The organism is Acidobacteriota bacterium, from assembly GCA_016196035.1.
In the GTDB taxonomy this organism is placed as follows: Bacteria; Acidobacteriota; Blastocatellia; order RBC074; family RBC074; genus JACPYM01.
Window position 1 is genome coordinate 161970 of sequence record JACPYM010000002.1, and the last position, 16691, is coordinate 178660.

General features: G+C 58.0%; 13 protein-coding genes and 15 tRNA genes. 8 read left to right on the forward strand and 20 right to left on the reverse strand.

Annotation, left to right across the window (positions count from 1 at the left end; translation table 11 throughout):
• Positions 1-104: 104 nt before the first annotated feature.
• From rpmI to HY011_00850, 20 genes are all read right to left on the reverse strand, one after another.
• On the reverse strand, positions 105-308 hold the full coding sequence (rpmI, locus tag HY011_00755) for a 50S ribosomal protein L35 (GenBank protein MBI3421457.1): 204 nt from the start codon (positions 306-308) through the stop codon (positions 105-107).
• A gap of 30 nt (positions 309-338) precedes the next feature.
• Positions 339-941: a translation initiation factor IF-3 gene (gene infC, locus HY011_00760; protein ID MBI3421458.1), complete on the reverse strand. Its 603-nt coding sequence runs from the start codon at positions 939-941 to the stop codon at positions 339-341.
• A gap of 102 nt (positions 942-1043) precedes the next feature.
• The gene (gene thrS, locus HY011_00765; GenBank protein ID MBI3421459.1) at positions 1044-3008 is read right to left on the reverse strand and encodes a threonine--tRNA ligase; all 1965 of its coding nucleotides are present in this window, start codon (positions 3006-3008) and stop codon (positions 1044-1046) included.
• Between the two features lie 341 nt (positions 3009-3349).
• A tRNA-Val gene (locus tag HY011_00770) sits at positions 3350-3421 on the reverse strand.
• Positions 3422-3494: 73 nt separating this feature from the next.
• The gene (locus HY011_00775; GenBank protein ID MBI3421460.1) at positions 3495-4286 is read right to left on the reverse strand and encodes an enoyl-CoA hydratase/isomerase family protein; all 792 of its coding nucleotides are present in this window, start codon (positions 4284-4286) and stop codon (positions 3495-3497) included.
• A 143-nt stretch (positions 4287-4429) separates the two neighbouring features.
• Positions 4430-4978: an HNH endonuclease gene (locus HY011_00780; GenBank protein ID MBI3421461.1), complete on the reverse strand. Its 549-nt coding sequence runs from the start codon at positions 4976-4978 to the stop codon at positions 4430-4432.
• Positions 4979-5032: 54 nt separating this feature from the next.
• Positions 5033-5107: transfer RNA gene (locus HY011_00785), tRNA-Arg, on the reverse strand.
• A 135-nt stretch (positions 5108-5242) separates the two neighbouring features.
• Positions 5243-5330 (reverse strand) — tRNA-Ile (locus tag HY011_00790).
• Between the two features lie 11 nt (positions 5331-5341).
• Positions 5342-5418: transfer RNA gene (locus HY011_00795), tRNA-Arg, on the reverse strand.
• Between the two features lie 37 nt (positions 5419-5455).
• Positions 5456-5530, reverse strand: a tRNA-Phe gene (locus HY011_00800).
• 7 nt (positions 5531-5537) lie between these two features.
• Positions 5538-5613 (reverse strand) — tRNA-Arg (locus HY011_00805).
• A gap of 11 nt (positions 5614-5624) precedes the next feature.
• Positions 5625-5696 (reverse strand) — tRNA-Pro (locus HY011_00810).
• Between the two features lie 8 nt (positions 5697-5704).
• A tRNA-Ala gene (locus HY011_00815) sits at positions 5705-5777 on the reverse strand.
• A 94-nt stretch (positions 5778-5871) separates the two neighbouring features.
• Positions 5872-5944: transfer RNA gene (locus HY011_00820), tRNA-Val, on the reverse strand.
• 5 nt (positions 5945-5949) lie between these two features.
• Positions 5950-6021, reverse strand: a tRNA-Gln gene (locus HY011_00825).
• 3 nt (positions 6022-6024) lie between these two features.
• Positions 6025-6097 (reverse strand) — tRNA-Thr (locus HY011_00830).
• 4 nt (positions 6098-6101) lie between these two features.
• Positions 6102-6174, reverse strand: a tRNA-Gly gene (locus HY011_00835).
• Between the two features lie 81 nt (positions 6175-6255).
• A tRNA-Asn gene (locus HY011_00840) sits at positions 6256-6328 on the reverse strand.
• A 251-nt stretch (positions 6329-6579) separates the two neighbouring features.
• Positions 6580-6652: transfer RNA gene (locus HY011_00845), tRNA-Asp, on the reverse strand.
• Between the two features lie 12 nt (positions 6653-6664).
• Positions 6665-6739, reverse strand: a tRNA-Ile gene (locus HY011_00850).
• A 280-nt stretch (positions 6740-7019) separates the two neighbouring features.
• Between HY011_00850 and HY011_00855 the strand changes: the two genes are divergently transcribed.
• From HY011_00855 to HY011_00890, 8 genes are all read left to right on the forward strand, one after another.
• Complete coding sequence (locus HY011_00855) at positions 7020-8024, forward strand: zinc-dependent alcohol dehydrogenase family protein (GenBank protein MBI3421462.1); 1005 nt, start codon at positions 7020-7022, stop codon at positions 8022-8024.
• A gap of 116 nt (positions 8025-8140) precedes the next feature.
• Positions 8141-9379 (forward strand): MgtC/SapB family protein, encoded by a 1239-nt coding sequence (locus HY011_00860; GenBank protein MBI3421463.1) that lies wholly within the window; start codon positions 8141-8143, stop codon positions 9377-9379.
• Between the two features lie 341 nt (positions 9380-9720).
• Complete coding sequence (asd, locus tag HY011_00865; protein ID MBI3421464.1) at positions 9721-10779, forward strand: aspartate-semialdehyde dehydrogenase; 1059 nt, start codon at positions 9721-9723, stop codon at positions 10777-10779.
• 26 nt (positions 10780-10805) lie between these two features.
• Positions 10806-11117, forward strand: coding sequence for a hypothetical protein (locus HY011_00870; protein ID MBI3421465.1), 312 nt, complete (start codon positions 10806-10808; stop codon positions 11115-11117).
• A 12-nt stretch (positions 11118-11129) separates the two neighbouring features.
• The gene (locus tag HY011_00875) at positions 11130-12542 is read left to right on the forward strand and encodes an aspartate kinase (GenBank protein MBI3421466.1); all 1413 of its coding nucleotides are present in this window, start codon (positions 11130-11132) and stop codon (positions 12540-12542) included.
• A 280-nt stretch (positions 12543-12822) separates the two neighbouring features.
• On the forward strand, positions 12823-14127 hold the full coding sequence (locus HY011_00880) for a threonine synthase (protein ID MBI3421467.1): 1305 nt from the start codon (positions 12823-12825) through the stop codon (positions 14125-14127).
• 154 nt (positions 14128-14281) lie between these two features.
• Positions 14282-15130 carry an SDR family oxidoreductase gene (locus HY011_00885; GenBank protein MBI3421468.1) on the forward strand — a complete coding sequence of 283 codons (849 nt, stop codon included), beginning with the start codon at positions 14282-14284 and terminating at the stop codon, positions 15128-15130.
• A 231-nt stretch (positions 15131-15361) separates the two neighbouring features.
• Positions 15362-16630 carry an RICIN domain-containing protein gene (locus HY011_00890; protein ID MBI3421469.1) on the forward strand — a complete coding sequence of 423 codons (1269 nt, stop codon included), beginning with the start codon at positions 15362-15364 and terminating at the stop codon, positions 16628-16630.
• The last annotated feature ends 61 nt before the right edge of the window (positions 16631-16691 follow it).

A 16691-nucleotide genomic window follows, 5' to 3' on the forward strand; every position in this document is an offset into this window, starting at 1 on the left:
GCGCTTATTTCCGCGTTTTGCGCGAGGCATAATCCCCTCCGGTAAAAAAACACAATCTCAAGGTTCCGCACGCTTTTGGTCGCTGGCGGCACCGCCTACACAACTTAGCTGCGCCCATAAGGCAGCATGCGTTCGACACGCTTTTTATCGCCATCCGAAACCAGCACGTCAATGTCGAGCATGCGTTTCCGCTTAGCGGTCTTCTTGGTCAGGATGTGGCGCGCGTGCGAATGTCCACGCTTGATTTTGCCGGTCGCGGTGGTACGAAACCGCTTGGCCGCGCCTTTATGAGTTTTGAGCTTAGGCATAAATCCTCCGTTAATGAATAAATTGGCAGGCTATTGATTGCCGTGTTTCGGCTCGCCTGCCGGACGGTTGTCTGCTTGTTTCTCTGGTTGCCGTTCGGGGCGTTTCTCTTTCGGTTTCTCGTTGTGCGGTTTGTCCTGCTTTTTGGCGGCGAAGATCGCGGTCATCTGCATGCCTTCGACACGCGGGCGGACTTCAATGATGCCGCTTTCTTTTAAGTCCTGTTCCAGGCGTTGCAGCAACTGCATACCCAGTTCCTTGTGCGTGATTTCGCGGCCCCGGAAGCGGACGGTCGCCTTGACCTTGTTCCCTTCCTGCAAAATCTCTTTGGCATGCTTCATCTTGAAGTTGTAGTCGTGATCGTCGGTCGCGGGACGGAACTTGATCTCCTTGACCTCGATGACGACCTGCTTGCGCTTGGCCTCGTGCGCGCGCTTCTTCTGCTCGTATTGGTACTTGCCGAAATCAATGATGCGGCACACGGGCGGCTGCGCTTGCGGCGCGACCTCGACCAAATCCAGGTGACGCTCACGCGCAATTTTGACCGCTTCTTGCGGCGACATGACTCCGATCATCTCGCCTTCTTCGTCAATGACACGAACTTCACGAACGCGAATGCGTTCGTTGATGCGCACGCTGGGGCCGCGATCCCGCCGCTGCCAGCCACCGCCACGATTGAAACCAGTGTTAATAGAAACACCTCCTACGAATTTCAAATCTCAAGTTTGAGATTTCCGTTAAGTTTGCAAAGCGCGCGCGCTGACCAATTCTTTCAGCTTCGCACTAAACTCTGCCACCGGCACCGCGCCCGTGTCCCCTTTGACGCGGTCACGTACAGCGATGGTGCCGCTTTCCGCTTCGCGCTCGCCAATGACGAGCATGAAGGGAGTCTTTTTCAACTGCGCATCGCGAATTTTGGCGCCGATTTTTTCGCTGCGTAAATCCGCCGCGATGCGATGCCCGGCGGCTTTCAACTCGGCCTCGACCTTTTGCGCCTGTTCGTTGAAGCGATCCGAAATCGGCAGCACGACCGCCTGCACAGGTGCCAGCCAAACCGGGAAGGCGCCTGCGTAATGCTCGATCAAGATGCCGAAAAACCGCTCGAACGAACCCAGAATCGCGCGGTGCACCATAATCGGCTGGTGCCCTTTGTTATCCGAACCGATGTATTCCAGGCCGAATCGTTGCGGCAGATTGAAATCCACCTGAATGGTGGAAAGCTGCCACGTCCGCTTGATCGCATCCACGACCTTGAAATCAATCTTCGGCCCGTAAAACGCCGCTTCGTCTTCCATCCGCTGGTATGGCAAGCCATATTGATTCAGTGCATCGGTCAACGCCGCTTCGGCCATCACCCAGACTTCATCCGCACCCATGTACTTGGAATGATCTGTTGGATGACGCACGGACAACTCGGCTTTGTATTCAAAGCCGAAGGCTTTCATCACAAAGTCCACCAAGTCCAAACAGGCAATGACCTCGTGTACCAACTGCTCCGGCGTGCAAAAGAGATGCGCATCGTCTTGCGTAAAACCGCGTGCCCGCATCAAGCCGTGCGTCACGCCCGAACGCTCGTAGCGATAAACCATGCCGTATTCCGCATACCGCTGCGGCAGCTCACGGTACGAACGCTGCCGTGACTTAAAGATCTGAATGTGGAACGGGCAGTTCATCGGCTTCATCCGATATTCGATCTCCTCGTTCTCTTTGTCCTTCATCGCCGGATAAAGGCCTTCCTGATAATTTTCGAGGTGACCGGAAATACGGAAGAGTTCGGACTGCGTCACATGCGGCGTATTCACAAAGCTATAGCCACGCCGGTAAAGTTCATCATTAAGGAACTGCTCGATACCTTTGCGAATCAGCGCGGCGTTTGGATGCCATAACACCAAGCCTGGCCCGATCGCATCGCTGAAGCTGAACAGATCAAGCTCAACGCCCAACTTGCGATGATCGCGCTTTTCGGCCTCTTCCTTCTGCTTGACCCACTCATCCAACTCTTCCTGCGAGAAGAAGGAGGTACCGTAAATGCGCTGCATCTGCGGGCGCGCTTCGTCGCCCTTCCAATGCGCGCCAGCAATCGAGAGCAGCTTGATCGCCTTGATCTTGTTCGTCGAAGGGAGATGCGGCCCCAAGCAGAAATCTACAAAAGGCGTGCCCTCGATGGTGTAGCAACTGACGACCGCGCCCGCTTTCTGTTCAATCAACTCGCACTTGAGCGGCTCGCCCAGCGCGGCGAACTTTTGTTCAGCCTCGGCTTTGGGCATTTCGATGCGCTTGTACTCCAGGTTGCGCTTGATCAAGTCGCGCATGCGTTTCTCGATCTTCTGCAAATCTTCCGGCGTGAAGCGGCCATCCTCACGGTGAAAGTCGTAATAAAACCCGCCCTTCGGGTCATCCAGCAACGCCGGGCCGATGCCCAGCTTCGTGCCGGGAAACAAATCCAACACCGCCGCTGCCAAGAGGTGCGCCGTCGAATGGCGGTACACTTCCAACGCCTCGTTACCGGCTTCCGGCGTCAGTGCCTCAACGGTCTCGCCATCTTTCAGTTGATAGCTCAAATCCACCAGCTCGTCCTGTTTGACGCCCTGGCGGAACAGCCGCGCAGCGATGGCCTTTTTGGCCGCCTCGCGGTCTTGTTGTTTGATCGCTTCAAACGCCGAGAGACCGGCGCCTACTTGTGCTACTGCTTGATTTTGTATTTCGCTCACTGCTGTCTCACTCAAAAATGATGGGCTTGGCCTTGCACAACCGGCAAAGCCTAAGCATGAAAGCTGAAGCTTCAGCTTTCAAATCTCATATTTGCTGACGGACAGTCCCAAAAGCTTCCGAACAAACGGGAATTACTGCTTCAGGTAAGGTCCTACGCCAGCGGTTGCCATACAGAAACTTGCCACGCGGATCGTTTGGGGTGGTCCATCTAGGATGATCCGGCGCGGCTACTTAGTTCGATTTGTCGTAAAGCGCTTCTGCATATTAGCGGCAACTCTTCGGGAGCTGACGTTGAACAAATGAATCGCACCCTTGCGGGCACATCAGAGAATAGGCTGGAGCGGATTTGAACCGCTGACCCCTACAGTGTCAATGTAGTGCTCTACCCCTGAGCTACCAGCCTAAAAGTCGTTTTCAAGAGCGGGCAAAATAACAAGCGGCGTGCAAAGGTGTCAAGCCGGACTTCCGCAAAACCATCAACGCCCTTGAAACCGTGGGGGGCGTTTCGCCAAAAACGCCTCTAAGCCTTCGCGGTGATCGGCGCTTTCATAACAGCGTTTGATGGCGGCCAGACAGGCCGCGCGGTCACGCTCGTCCGCTGCCAACTGCGCCTGCTGAATTGCCAGTTTGTGTGCAGCCAGTGAAAGCGGCGCCGTTTCGGCCAGCCGCAACGCATATTCCCGCGTGTGGGCTTCCAACCCTGCGGCGGGCAAGACGCGATTGATCAATCCCATCTGCCGCGCCTCATCCGCATCAAAGGCGCGGCCCGACAACAGCACATCCGCCGCATTGGCGGGGCCAATCAAATTGACCAGGCGCAGCACGCCTTCTTCAAATGGATACGCCAGCCCCAATTTGCCCGCCGGGATGCCGAATTGCGCCGTCGCGCTGGCAAAGCGCAAATCGCAAGTCGCCGCGACTAAAACCCCGCCGCCAAAACATGCGCCATTGATCATCGCAATGACCGGTCTGGTCGCGGCGGTGATGGCGTTCAATCCGGTCAATGATTCGCGGATGTTCGTTTCAATCAGTTCGGCGTTTGCGGTCTGCGCTTTCAATTCGGCAATGTCCGCACCCGCGATGAACGCCTGCTCGCCCGCGCCGGTGACAATGATGACGCGCACTCCATCATCCTGCGCCAATGCATGCACGGCTTCGCCTAACGCCTGCCACATCGCCGCGTTCAGCGCATTGCGCTGTGCCGGACGATTCACAATCACCCAACCCAGCGGCAATTCACGGCGCACAACAATCAATTCTTCACTCATCGTGTTCTGCTTTCAGATAAAGGTTGACCACGGCGGACTCTTGTACCTGCGCCGCGCGCAAGCTTTCAACCAACAAAAGACGCTGGCGCAGCAGTCATCGCCGCGCCAGCGTCTTTCTTTCTTCTTTTCAGTTTTGCCCTGACTTACGCGCGCAACGCTTCGCGCTCGTCTTCCAGGAATAGATATTTGCGCCATTCGGGCCGACGTTCGGCGGCCTGTTGCAAGGCGGTGCGTTCCAGGCCATAAAACAGGGCCGCCGGGTTCATCAGCATCGGCATGCGCGCTTCTTCCGGCGTCCGGTCGCCTTTGCGGTTGTTGCAGATTTGGCAAGCCGTGACCAGGTTTTCAGCCACCATCTTGCCCCCGCGCGAACGCGGCATGATGTGATCGAGCGTCAAATCGAAGGGCGTGCCTTTCTTGCCGCAATACTGGCAACGATGCCGGTCACGCGCCAGAATGCGATGGCGCTGCGTCGCGCGATTCTGCCGCGTGCGCACGTTGACGTAAGTCATCAACCGAATCACCGACGGCACGTCAAACACGAAACGCGGCGAACGCAAGATGTGGCCGGGGTCTTTCTCAACGACTTCGGCCACCCGCCGCCAAACCAGCGTCAGCGCTTTGGGCGCGCCCACAACGCTCAACGGCTCATACGAAGCATTTAACAGAAGCACTTTGCGAGAATGAACCATAGACTTGCTGTCTCCGCAGCGCCTGCTCCCACACGAGAAGAGCACACGCGATAAAGGGTCTGGCAGGACTCGAACCTGCATTGAACTCGTTTAGAAGACGAGCGCCTCTTCCATTTCGACCACAGACCCGACGAACTTATCAATCTCACCTGAAACCGGTGTTAGCACCAAGCAACTTTGTCAAAAGCGCCGGGATAATAACAAAATCTGGGACAGTTGCCCACCCCAGCCCCAATTCATAGTGACCCGAAGCTTTCTTGACAGAGCCAGCAGCCGGAATCGAACCGGCGGCCACTCGCCTATCAAACGAGTGCTGCCACTAATAAGCCAAGGTAGGCTGAGCTATGCTAGCCGATAACGTTAAGGTGATGGTGAGACTCGAACTCACGACCTCTGGCTTCGGACACCAGCGCTCTCGATTTCCGCTGAGCTACATCACCACGCCCCAATCTCAAATCTGAGATTTGAGATTGGGAATGGTTGGGGTTGGCCTCGAACCAACGGCCTCCGGCTCTTCAGACCGGCGCTGCTACCAAACTGAGCTACCCAACCAGATGCATGTCCGTGGAGAGACTCGAACTCCCGACCTCCGCGTTCGTAGCGCGGCGCTCTGATTCCAACTGAGCTACACGGACAAAGTCAAAAGTCAGGATGGCAGGATTCGAACCTGCGTCAGCCAGTTCCCAAGACTGGTGGGCGACCACTGCCCCACATCCTGAAAGCGAATGGAATCGGCGGGATTTGAACCCGCAATAGCTGGTTTGCAAGACCAGTGCCTTCCCAATTTGGCTACGATCCCAAGAGTTGTCCGACAAGCTGCCAGCTTGTCGAGGCTTTCCCACAGGACGAATTGCGGGAAACTGCGACAAGCTGGCAGCTTGTCGGACATTTCATAGGAGCGGTGGGAGTCGAACCCACGACCCTCTGTTTGTAAGACAGACGCTCGTTCCGCTGAGCTACGCTCCCAAACACTGGGAGACGAGGGCTCGAACCTCGATAGACGGAGTCAAAGTCCGCCGTCTTGCCGTTTAGACGATCTCCCAAAAAGCTGGCGGTGAGAGTCGAACTCACAACCGATCGCTTACGAGGCGATTGCTCCAGCCGTTGAGCTACGCCAGCACAGAGTGAGCGACGGGAATCGAACCCGCTATCTCCAGTTTGGAAGACTGGCGCGCAGCCAGTTGCGCTCCGCTCACAAATGCGGCGACGAGGAATGATGAAACGTCAACATTTTCCAGAATGTAGTTCCATCAGCATTCGCCGCGTTTTCAAACAAGCTGTGGGGGCGGGACTCGAACCCGCGCTGGCTCGCTTAACAGGCGAGTGCCTTGCCAACTTGGCTACCCCACAAAACCCTAATGGCTTCGAACAAAATCAGCGCGCCCCTCGCAGCCGGACGGCAACATCCGTTCTCTGCGCCGTCCGGCTTTTTTGCGCGTTGCAGTTGTCACGTTCAACCAGATGGCTGTCCCATTCAACCATCATTCCGCCGCAAAAGAATGGATCGGGAGAGACTCGAACTCTCAGCATCGCAGCAAAGAGGCCGCTTAAGAGGCGGGCACTCTCGCCGTTTGAGTTATCGCTCCCCTTACACAAAATGACGGGAGCGAAGGGACTCGAACCCTCGATCTCTCGCGCGACAAGCGAGTGCATTCGCCGCTTTGCTACGCTCCCAAACTTTTCCGATGTACCTGAAAGGAATTGAACCTTTGCCCTCACGCTTATCAGGCGTGCGCTCTCATCCATCTGAGCTACAGGTACAACAACCCGCTGCCGTTTGCGCCGCTGGACATCAGCGTCTCGCCCGGCCTTAGTGCAGCCCGCGTGCCACGGCTGAGCGCACCGCTTAACTTGTTGAAAAGCCAGCAAGTCGGTATTCGCCGCCCGCTGTTCAGACGCGACTCCCCTAGCCAATTCGCTAGCGATCTAGCCAATTGGCTAGCCACCGCCACCAGCCATCCGGCTTGGCATTTCGGTTGCTCTCGCCAACAATCAGGCGGAATTTTCCGCGCACCAAAGGAGCCCCCGAAAGGAACAGAGGATGAAAGCCTGTCTGCTCACTCGCAACGCCCCCATCGAAACCAATCCGCTCGAACTGACCGAAGTACCGACGCCAGTGCCGCAACCACATCAAATTCTGGTCAAAGTCAGCGCCTGTGGCGTTTGCCGCACCGACTTGCACGTCATCGAAGGCGAATTGCCCCTGCAATACCTGCCCGTCATCCCCGGCCACCAGATCATCGGGCGTGTGGCCGCGTTGGGCGCTGAAGTCACGCGCTTTCAACTGGGCGTCCGCGTCGGCATCGCCTGGTTGCACGAAACCTGCGGCCAGTGCGAATACTGCCGCGCAGGCAAAGAGAATCTCTGCGAAGCGGCGATCTTCACCGGCCATCTGGTCAATGGCGGCTATGCCGAATACGTCGTCGCGCCCGCCGCGTTTGTCTATGCGATTCCCGCAGTCTTCACAGATGTTGAAGCCGCGCCGTTGCTGTGCGCAGGCATCATCGGCTTTCGTTCGTTGCGGCTGGCAGGCATTGCGAGGCCGAGTCCAGGCCAGCGGCTGGGTCTGTATGGCTTTGGCAATGCGGCGCACATCGCGATTCAAATTGCACGGCATTGGGGCGTAGACGTTTACGCCTTCACCCGTGACACCCGGCATCAATCGTTAGCGCGGCAACTTGGCGCAGTCTGGGCGGGTAACAGCCAGGATCAACCGCCGCACAAACTCGACGCCAGCGTTATCTTTGCGCCAGCAGGTGAATTGGTGCCACCCGCCTTGCAAGCCTTGAAGAAAGGCGGCACGCTGGCGCTGGGCGGAATTCACATGAGCCAGATTCCGCCGCTTGATTATCAATGGCTGTATCACGAGCGCGTCATCCGCAGCGTCGCCAACAACACGCGGCAGGATGGCGCAGATTTTTTGCGCGTGGCGGCAGAGATTCCGCTGCGCCCGCAAGTCGAATTGTTCCCGCTGGCCGAAACCAATCGCGCCTTGAACGCGCTTAAACACGACGCGATTCGCGGGGCAGCGGTCATTCAAATCTGACCTGGGTACGCACCGCTTCCAGCGTGCAGGCTTGGCGAGTGGCGCAGTGGAATTCATTGCGTCTTTGAATCAGTCCCGCACGCTGGAAGCGGTGCGTACCCAGGCTGCAAACCCAAATGGAACTTTCCTATCTCTTTCAACAACTCGGCATCGCGCTCGGCCTGGGGCTGCTGGTCGGCCTGCAACGCGAAAGCGCCGCGTCATCATTGGGCGGCGTGCGCACCTTTCCGCTCGTGACGTTGTTTGGCGCGCTCTGCGGACTGTTGGCGTTGCCTTACGGCGGCTGGATCATCGGCTTCGGCTTACTCGCGCTGACCGGCTTGATCGCGCTGGGCAAGCAGGCGGAGTTGCATAAGCAAAAGCCGGATTCCGGCCTCACGACCGAAGCCGCGATGCTGCTGATGTTCGCGGTCGGCGCGTATCTCATCAGCGGCCAACGCGCCATCGCCATCACCGTCGGCGGTTGTGTCGCGGTGCTGCTGCATTACAAAGGCCAATTGCATAACGCCGTCGCCCATCTGGACGAGAACGATCTCAAGGCGATTATGCAATTCGCCCTGCTCTCGCTGGTCATCCTGCCGGTGTTGCCCAATCGCACCTATGGGCCTTATGCCGTGCTCAACCCGCGCCAGATCTGGTGGATGGTGGTGCTGATCGTCGGCATCAGCCTGGGCGGCTACATCGTCTACAAATTCTTCGGCACCCAGGCGGGCATCCTGTTGGGCGGCATTCTGGGCGGAATGATTTCGAGCACGGCGACGACGGTCAGCTATGCCAAACGCACGCGCGCCACGCCGAATCTGGCGAATCTGGCGGCCATTGTGGTGATGATCGCGTCGGCAGTCGTGTATGCGCGCTTGCAGTTGGAGATTGCCGCCGTCGCTCCGCAGTTCCTAAGCGCGGCAGCAGTGCCGCTCTCGGCGATGCTGGTCGTTCTGGGGCTTTGTTCAGCCGCGCTTTGGTTTCTCAATCGTAACGAAGCCAGCGAGATGCCGACGCAGGAAAACCCTTCGGAATTGAAATCGGCGCTATTTTTTGGGCTTCTATATGCCGCGATTCTTTTTGCCGTCGCCGCTGTCAAACAGCACTTCGGCAATCGCGGCCTGTACGTCGTCGCCGTGCTTTCTGGCTTGACCGATGTGGATGCGATTACGCTTTCGACTGCACAACTGGTACACACGGCGCGCATGGGCGCGGAGGAAGGCTGGAAGATCATTCTGACCGCGACGCTTTCCAACTTGGTTTTCAAAGCAGGCTCTGTTGCCGTGTTAGGCAGCCGTGCCTTGCTGTTGAAAGTCGCCGTTTGTTATGGCGTCGTAATGGTGGCCGGGATATTGCTGCTGTTTCTGCGCTAAGTCACAAAATCTATTCAAGCCCAGCCACAGAGGCACAGAGCTTTTATGACTGTCGCAAGCTTCATTGCACAGACAGAAAGTCGTTTCTGCCAACCTCTCAATACATCTCGCGCCTGGCTCTGTGACTCCGTGCCTCTGTGGCAATCATCTCTGTCATTGCGCGCCTGTTGGCTGAACAAACGGTTGACAGCCTTCGGCGCAACCCCCTACCATCTCGCTTCGTTCGCACAGTGTTCTTGCAAGGATTGAGTTGTCACGCTCACCTTCCGCGCCCGCCCAAACCAAGCGCAGCGAACTCACTCCGAACGAAGATCCCAATCAAATACGAAGTAGAAGGAGCAATGAAAAAACTAGCCAAAAGACGTGTAGGCATTCTCGGCGCGACCGGCACCGTCGGTCAGCGCGTGATCCATATGTTGCGCAATCACCCATATTTCACGGTGACTGCGTTGGCCGCTTCCGACCGCAGCGAGGGTAAGCGTTTCGCGGACGTGTGCAAGTGGAAGCTGCCTTTTGAGATGCCTGACGCCGTAAAGGATATTAAGGTTTTCGGCTGCAAACCGCCGCTTGATTGCGACGTAATCATTTCCAGCCTGCCCTCTGATATCGCGGTCGAAGCCGAAAGCGCATTCGCTGCTGCGGGCTATCCGGTCATCAGCAATTCGTCTTCGTACCGCATGCCCGACGACGTGCCACTGGTCGTGCCGGAGATCAACCCCGACCACCTCGACATCATTCCGTATCAACAAAAGAAACGCGGCTATGGCAAAGGCTACCTCGTGACCAATCCGAACTGCACAACTATCGGTTTGGTGATGATGCTCGCGCCTTTGCACAAAGCGTTCGGCGTGGAAGCCGTGATGATGACTTCGATGCAAGCGATTTCCGGTGCGGGCTACCCCGGCGAGCCTTCGATGGACATCATTGACAACGTCATCCCGCACATCGGCGGCGAAGAAGAAAAGGTCGAAATGGAGCCGCAAAAGATTCTGGGCAAACTGACGCGCACCAAGATCGTCTCCGCGCCCTTCCTGGTCAGCGCGCAATGCAACCGCGTGGCCGTACAGGACGGCCACCTCGAATCCGTGCGCATCAAGCTGAAAAAGAAAGCCACCGTCGAACAGGTCATTGCGGCTTTGGAATCGTTTACCGGCTTGCCGCAGGAATTGAAACTGCCGACCGCTCCGGCACGCCCGATCATCGTGCGCAGCGAAAAAGACCGCCCGCAACCGCGCCTGGATCGTGACGCTGGCAATGGCATGGCGACGGTCGTAGGCCGCATCAGCAAAGACACGATCTTCGATTTCAAGCTGACGCTGATCAGCCACAACACCGTGCGTGGCGCGGCGGGAGCGGCGTTGTTGAACGCGGAGTTGCTGGTCGCCAAAGGGCTGTTATAAATACCTTGCACAATGACTGAGGTTTTATGCCGGGTTTCAGAGAAGTACTGGCTAGCTTGGTATTGTTCGCATCCGGTTGGATTGCGATCACTCCTTATCTTGTTTTTCTGACCCGCGCGTATAAAGCCTACAAAGGTAATCCCGACACTAGCGGATATGCCTTTTTGCCCGAAATCATCATGCCCTTGATTGTCCTGGGCATTTCTTATCCGTTGTATGCGAAATTCCCTTGGGCGAGAAGTTGCGCACTTATCATTGTTCTCATTGATTTGAGCTTCGTTACGCTCGCCTTTGTTTGGACGTGGTTGACCCAACGTTTCGACAAACAGCGAACGTAGAAGTCCTTCAACATGCTTATCGTTATGAAATTCGGCGGCACTTCCGTTGGCAGTGCCGAACGCATCGCCCAAGCCGCAGACCTCGCCGTCCGCAGCGCCCGGCAAGGCCACCAGGTCGTCGTCGTCACCTCAGCGATGAGCGGCGTCACCAATAAGCTAATCGCTGCGGCGGAAAATGCCGCCCAGGGCCATTGGCACAAAACGGTCAGCGATGAGCTTTACGAACCGCATCGCCAGGCCGCGCACATCCTGATGCCCGATGATGGCACGCGCCGCCGGCAGGCGTTGGACACCTTGCGCCAGCGCATCGAACGTTTCGAGACGTTGTGCAAGGGTTTGACGATGGTGCACGAGTTGACGCCGCGTTTGCTGGATGTGATTTCTGGCATGGGCGAACGGCTCTGCGCGCCCTTGCTGGCCGGGGCGATTGCCGCGCGCGAGGTTGAATCCGAAACCATCGAAGCCACCGAGTTGATCGTCACCAACGATCAGTTCGGCGCGGCGGAACCGTTGATGGAACAGACGCGAGTCAAGACACGCGCGCGCTTGTTGCCGTTGTTGGAAGCGGGCGCGATCCCAGTCATCACCGGCTTCATCGGCGCGACCGAAGACGGCGTGCAGACTACGCTGGGGCGCGGCGGTTCGGACTACTCTGCCTCGATCATCGGCGCGGCGCTGGATGCCGGCGAGGTTTGGATTTGGACGGATGTGAACGGCGTGATGACCGCCAATCCCAACGACGTTCCCGAAGCCCGCACGATGCGCGAGATCAGTTACAGCGAGGCTTCGGAACTGGCCTACTACGGCGCAAAAGTGCTGCACCACAAAACGATTCTGCCGGCCTTCAAGCAAAACATTCCTGTCTTGATCTTGAATAGCTTTCAACCCGGAGACCCCGGCACGCGGGTATCGGTGGAAGGGCACCCTTCGTCGCGCGGCGTCAAGGCGGTGACTTCGATCCGCAACGTCAGCCTGATTTCGATCAGCGGCAAAGGCATGCAGGGCATTCCGGGCATCGCGGCCAAGACCTTTGCCGCCGTCGCCAACGAACGCGCGAGCCTGTTGATGATTTCGCAGGCATCGTCCGAGAACAATCTCTGCTTCGTCGTCGGCGCAGGTGAAGCCGCCCGCGTGGTCAAAGCCTTGCGCGCCTCGCTCGAATTGGACTTGCTGCAAGGCCACATCGAAGACATTTCGGTTGATGATTCGATTGCCGTCGTCGCGGCGGTGGGCGACCGCATGCAAGGTTCGCCTGGCATCGCGGGCAAAGTCTTCGGCGCGTTAGGCACGGTGGGCGCAAACGTCATCGCCATTTCGCAAGGCTCCTCCGAACGCAACATCTCGTTGATTGTGCACGAAAACCAGGCCGCCGATGCGGTGCGCGCGATTCACCGGGCGTTTGAGTTGGATCAGCCCTCGCAATAATTCGCGGTTCGCAACAGCCAATAAAGAGAGATTACGGAACAGACGGAAATAACAGAACAAACGGAAGAAGAACCGAACCAACCCAAAAACTTTCCGTGTGTTCCGTTATTTCCGTCTGTTCCGTAATCTCCTTCTGCCCTATCTCATTTCCTGCCCGCGCAACGACTCGCGCAGATTCCAAAGATCGCTTTTGTCATGCCCCTTCGCAGTCTAAACTGTGTGCGCGGCTATAGCCGTTCACGATCAAAACACTACTCTCGATTCATGGTTTCCTATTTTTATGCCTTCACTGAAATGTATTCACTGCCAAACCGAATTCCCTACGACCGAACACCTTTACACCTGCCCGCAATGCGCGGGCTTACTGGATGTCGCCTATGACCTGAGCGCCGTCTCTGGCGAACGCTTGATCAGCGGCTGGGACTGGCGGCGCGCGTCGCCCAAAGCGATTGACCAGAGCGGCGTCTGGCGCTTCCGCGAATTGCTGCCCGAAGCGAGCGAGGACGAAGTCGTCACGCTGACCGAAGGTAATACGCAAATCTGGGATGCGCCGCGTTCGGCGGCCTACGCCGGGATGGAGCGGCTGGCCTTCAAACATCTGGGGATGAATCCGACCGGTTCGTTCAAGGATTTGGGCATGACGACCGGCATCACGCAGGCGCGGCGTTTGGGGGCGACCGCGGTCGCCTGCGCCAGCACGGGCAATACGTCGGCTTCGATGGCAGCGTATGCGGCGCGCGCGGGGATGAAGGCGTTCGTATTCATTCCCTCCGGGCAAATTGCATTGGGCAAGCTGTCGCAGGCGCTCGATTACGGCGCGGAGGTCTTGCAGATCGAAGGCGATTTTGACGATGCGATGCGGCTGGTGCGCGAGGTAGCGAACGAGACGCCGATTTACCTGCTCAATTCGGTCAACCCGTTCCGGCTGGAAGGCCAAAAGACCATCGCCTTTGAATTACTGCAACAACGCGGCTGGCAACTGCCAGATCGCATCGCCGTGCCGGGCGGCAACCTCGGCAATTCGTCGGCGATTGCCAAAGGGCTGCACGAATTGCAGCAGTGCGGCGTGATCGAACGCTTGCCGCAACTGACGATCATCCAGGCCGAGGGCGCGAATCCGCTTTATCGCATGTGGCAGGCACAGGCCGAAACGCTGACGCCGGTTGCGGGCGCGGCGACATTGGCGACCGCGATCAAGATCGGCAATCCGGTCTCGTGGCCCAAAGCCGTGCGCGGCTTGCGTTGGTGCGACGGCCTGGTCGAACACGTAACAGAACAGGAAATCGCCGACGCCAAAGCAATGATCGGGCGCGACGGCATCGGTTGCGAACCGGCTTCGGCAGTCACGCTGGCGGGGATCAAAAAGCTGGTCGCTGCGGGCGAGATTAAACCCAACGAAGACGTCGTCGCCATCCTGACCGGGCACGTCTTGAAAGACCCTGATTACACCGTCAGCTATCACGGCGGCACGCTTGGATGCACAGACAAGGCAGGCCAGCGGCACGCACTGACCTCGCAATTCGCCAATGCCTTTGTCAAAGTGCCCGCCGAGCGTGCAGCGATTTTGCGGGCGTTGGCGCTTTGACGCGCAGCGTCTTTGGAGTGCGGGCGGCACAGGCCGTCGCTTTAGTAATCCTTCGGCGCTTAGTCAATCAAGGGCATACCAAAGCGGCGGCCTGTGCCGCCCGCACTCCAAAGGCTTCGCCAAGCCAGGTGTTTAGTCGAACAGGAAAATACTTATGCAAACTGTCCTCGTTGCCGGAGCCACGGGCCAGCTTGGCCGTTGTGTCGTGCATGAACTCAAACAGCAAGGCCACCGCGTGCGCGTCTTGGCCCGCAACCCTGCCAACATTGAAGCCGATGAAACGAAGCAGGCCGATCTCACCAAGCCGGAGACGTTGGACGGCGCTTGCGCAGGCGTGGATGCAATCATTTCGTGCGCGGGCGCTGCGATGACGATGGGCGGCTTTGGCAATCGGCAGTCGTTTTACCAAGTGGATTGGCAAGGCAACGTCAATTTGCTGACCGAGGCGCAACGGCAGCGCGTGCCAAAGTTTGTTTATGTCTCGCTGGCGCACGCCAATACCATACGACAGGTCGAATACGCCGATGCGCACGCGCGCTTTGCCGAAGCCTTGCAAGCTTCGGGCCTGCCGCACACCGTCGTCAGCCCGACGGGCTTTTTTGGTTTCATGCTGGAGATTTTGAAATACGCCAAACAGGGGCGCGGCGTGCTGATTGGCGACGGCAGTTGCCGCACCAACCCGATTCACGAGGCCGATGTCGCGCGCGCTTGTGTCGAAGCCTTGACGAGCAACGAACGCGAAATGCTGGTTGGCGGGCCGGAGGTTTTCACTCGCAAAGAAATCACCGAACTCGCGTTTGACGTGCTAGGCCGTCCGCCCAAACTGATGAAAGTCCCGCCGGGCTTATTCAAAGCGTTGATCACGCCGCTCAAACTCATCAACCCGCGTCTGCACGCGCTGATGGATTTCGGCGTCGCGGTGACGCAGGTTGATTGCGTCGCGCCCGCGTATGGCCAGCAACGTTTGCGGGATTATTTCAACGCCGCCCTGCCCAGTTTGTAGCCGGAAGCGTTGCCACAGAGGCACGGAGGCACAGAGAAAAGACACGCAGGCGGGCAGTTTGGACACACTCTCTCGTTTCTTCTCTCTGTGTCTCCGTGCCTCTGTGGCAATCCTCTGCTGTGTGATTTAGAATCCGCCCACCTCTTAATCCCCCACACCGCAATTTTCCCTGAGTTGTTCCACCGGCGTGGCCGTCGTCCCAACCGGCTGCGAGTTTTGTAAGGAGATGTTATGCGTAACTGGATTCGCTGCCTGGCCTTCGCTCTGTGCGGCTTTGGCTTATTGCAATCACCCAACGCCACGGCGCAACAGGCCGCGTTCACCGGACCGGGCCGCTATCGCATTGAAAATGTCGCGTCGGGCAAATCGCTCGACGTGAAACAGGAAGACAAACGCACCGTGCAGCAATGGGCCACGCACGGCGCAGCCCATCAGCAGTGGGATGTCGAAGACGCGGGCAACGGCTATTACTGGCTGCGTTCGGCTGCCGATGGCAAGCTGTTGGATTTCGCCGAGAACCGCACGCGCGACGGCGTCAACCTGATCGTGGCTGATAAACGCGACAGCGATTATCAGTTGTGGAAGCTCAACGACGCGGGCAATGGGCAATACACCATCGTCAGCAAAACCGGCAAAGCGATTGACGTGCCCGCGACGGCACGCATGCAGGACGGCGCCAAATTGCAAGTGATGGGCGAGCACGGCTTGGAAAATCAGCGCTTCCGGTTTTATCGCCTGGGCGATTTGCCAGCCGTGGCGGGCGGCATCCGTCCGCGTGATCGCGAACTGGTGATGCGTCCGACGCCCACGCCGACGCCTGCGTTGGGACAGTACAGCGGGCCGGGTCGTTACTCAGTGCAAAGCGTGCACAGCGGCAAATACCTCGATCTGAAGCTGGAAGACCAAGAGACCTTACAACAATGGTCGCCGAGCGGCGCGCGTAATCAGCAGTGGGAAATCGAAGACGCGGGCGGCGGTTATGTTTACCTGCGCTCCGGCGAAAACGGCAAAGCGCTGGAAGTCGCCAACAGCCGGCCTACGGATGGCACGGCGGTGTTCGTGCGCAACAACCGCAGCAACACCGACACGCAAAAATGGCGCATTGTGGAGCAGGGCAACGGCGAATACGCCATCCTTTCGCGCACGGGCCGCGTACTCGACCTGGCCGAATTCAATCAGAACGACGGCGCGAAGCTTTACGTTTGGAAGGAAACGCGCGCGGCCAATCAACGCTTCCGATTCGCGCGCGTCACGCAAGGCGAAACATACACCGGTGGCCGCGTGCGCGGGCCGCAACCCACGCCCACACCAGCGCCGACACCTGCTCCCTATACGCCAGGCAAACTGGTTTGGCGGGGCCGCGTGGACATCGAAATCCTGCTCGATGTGCGCGGCGGCGTAGTGACTGAACGCAGCGTCGCGGGGCAATCTTTCAACAACGGGCGCATTCTCTCTTCAACCGGCGCAATGCCGTTGGTAACGCTGTTTCGGGCCGGGTAAAACGGCGCGCCGCCAGGTTCTTCAACCAGGTTTTTCAACCAGGTTTTTCAACCAGGAGTAG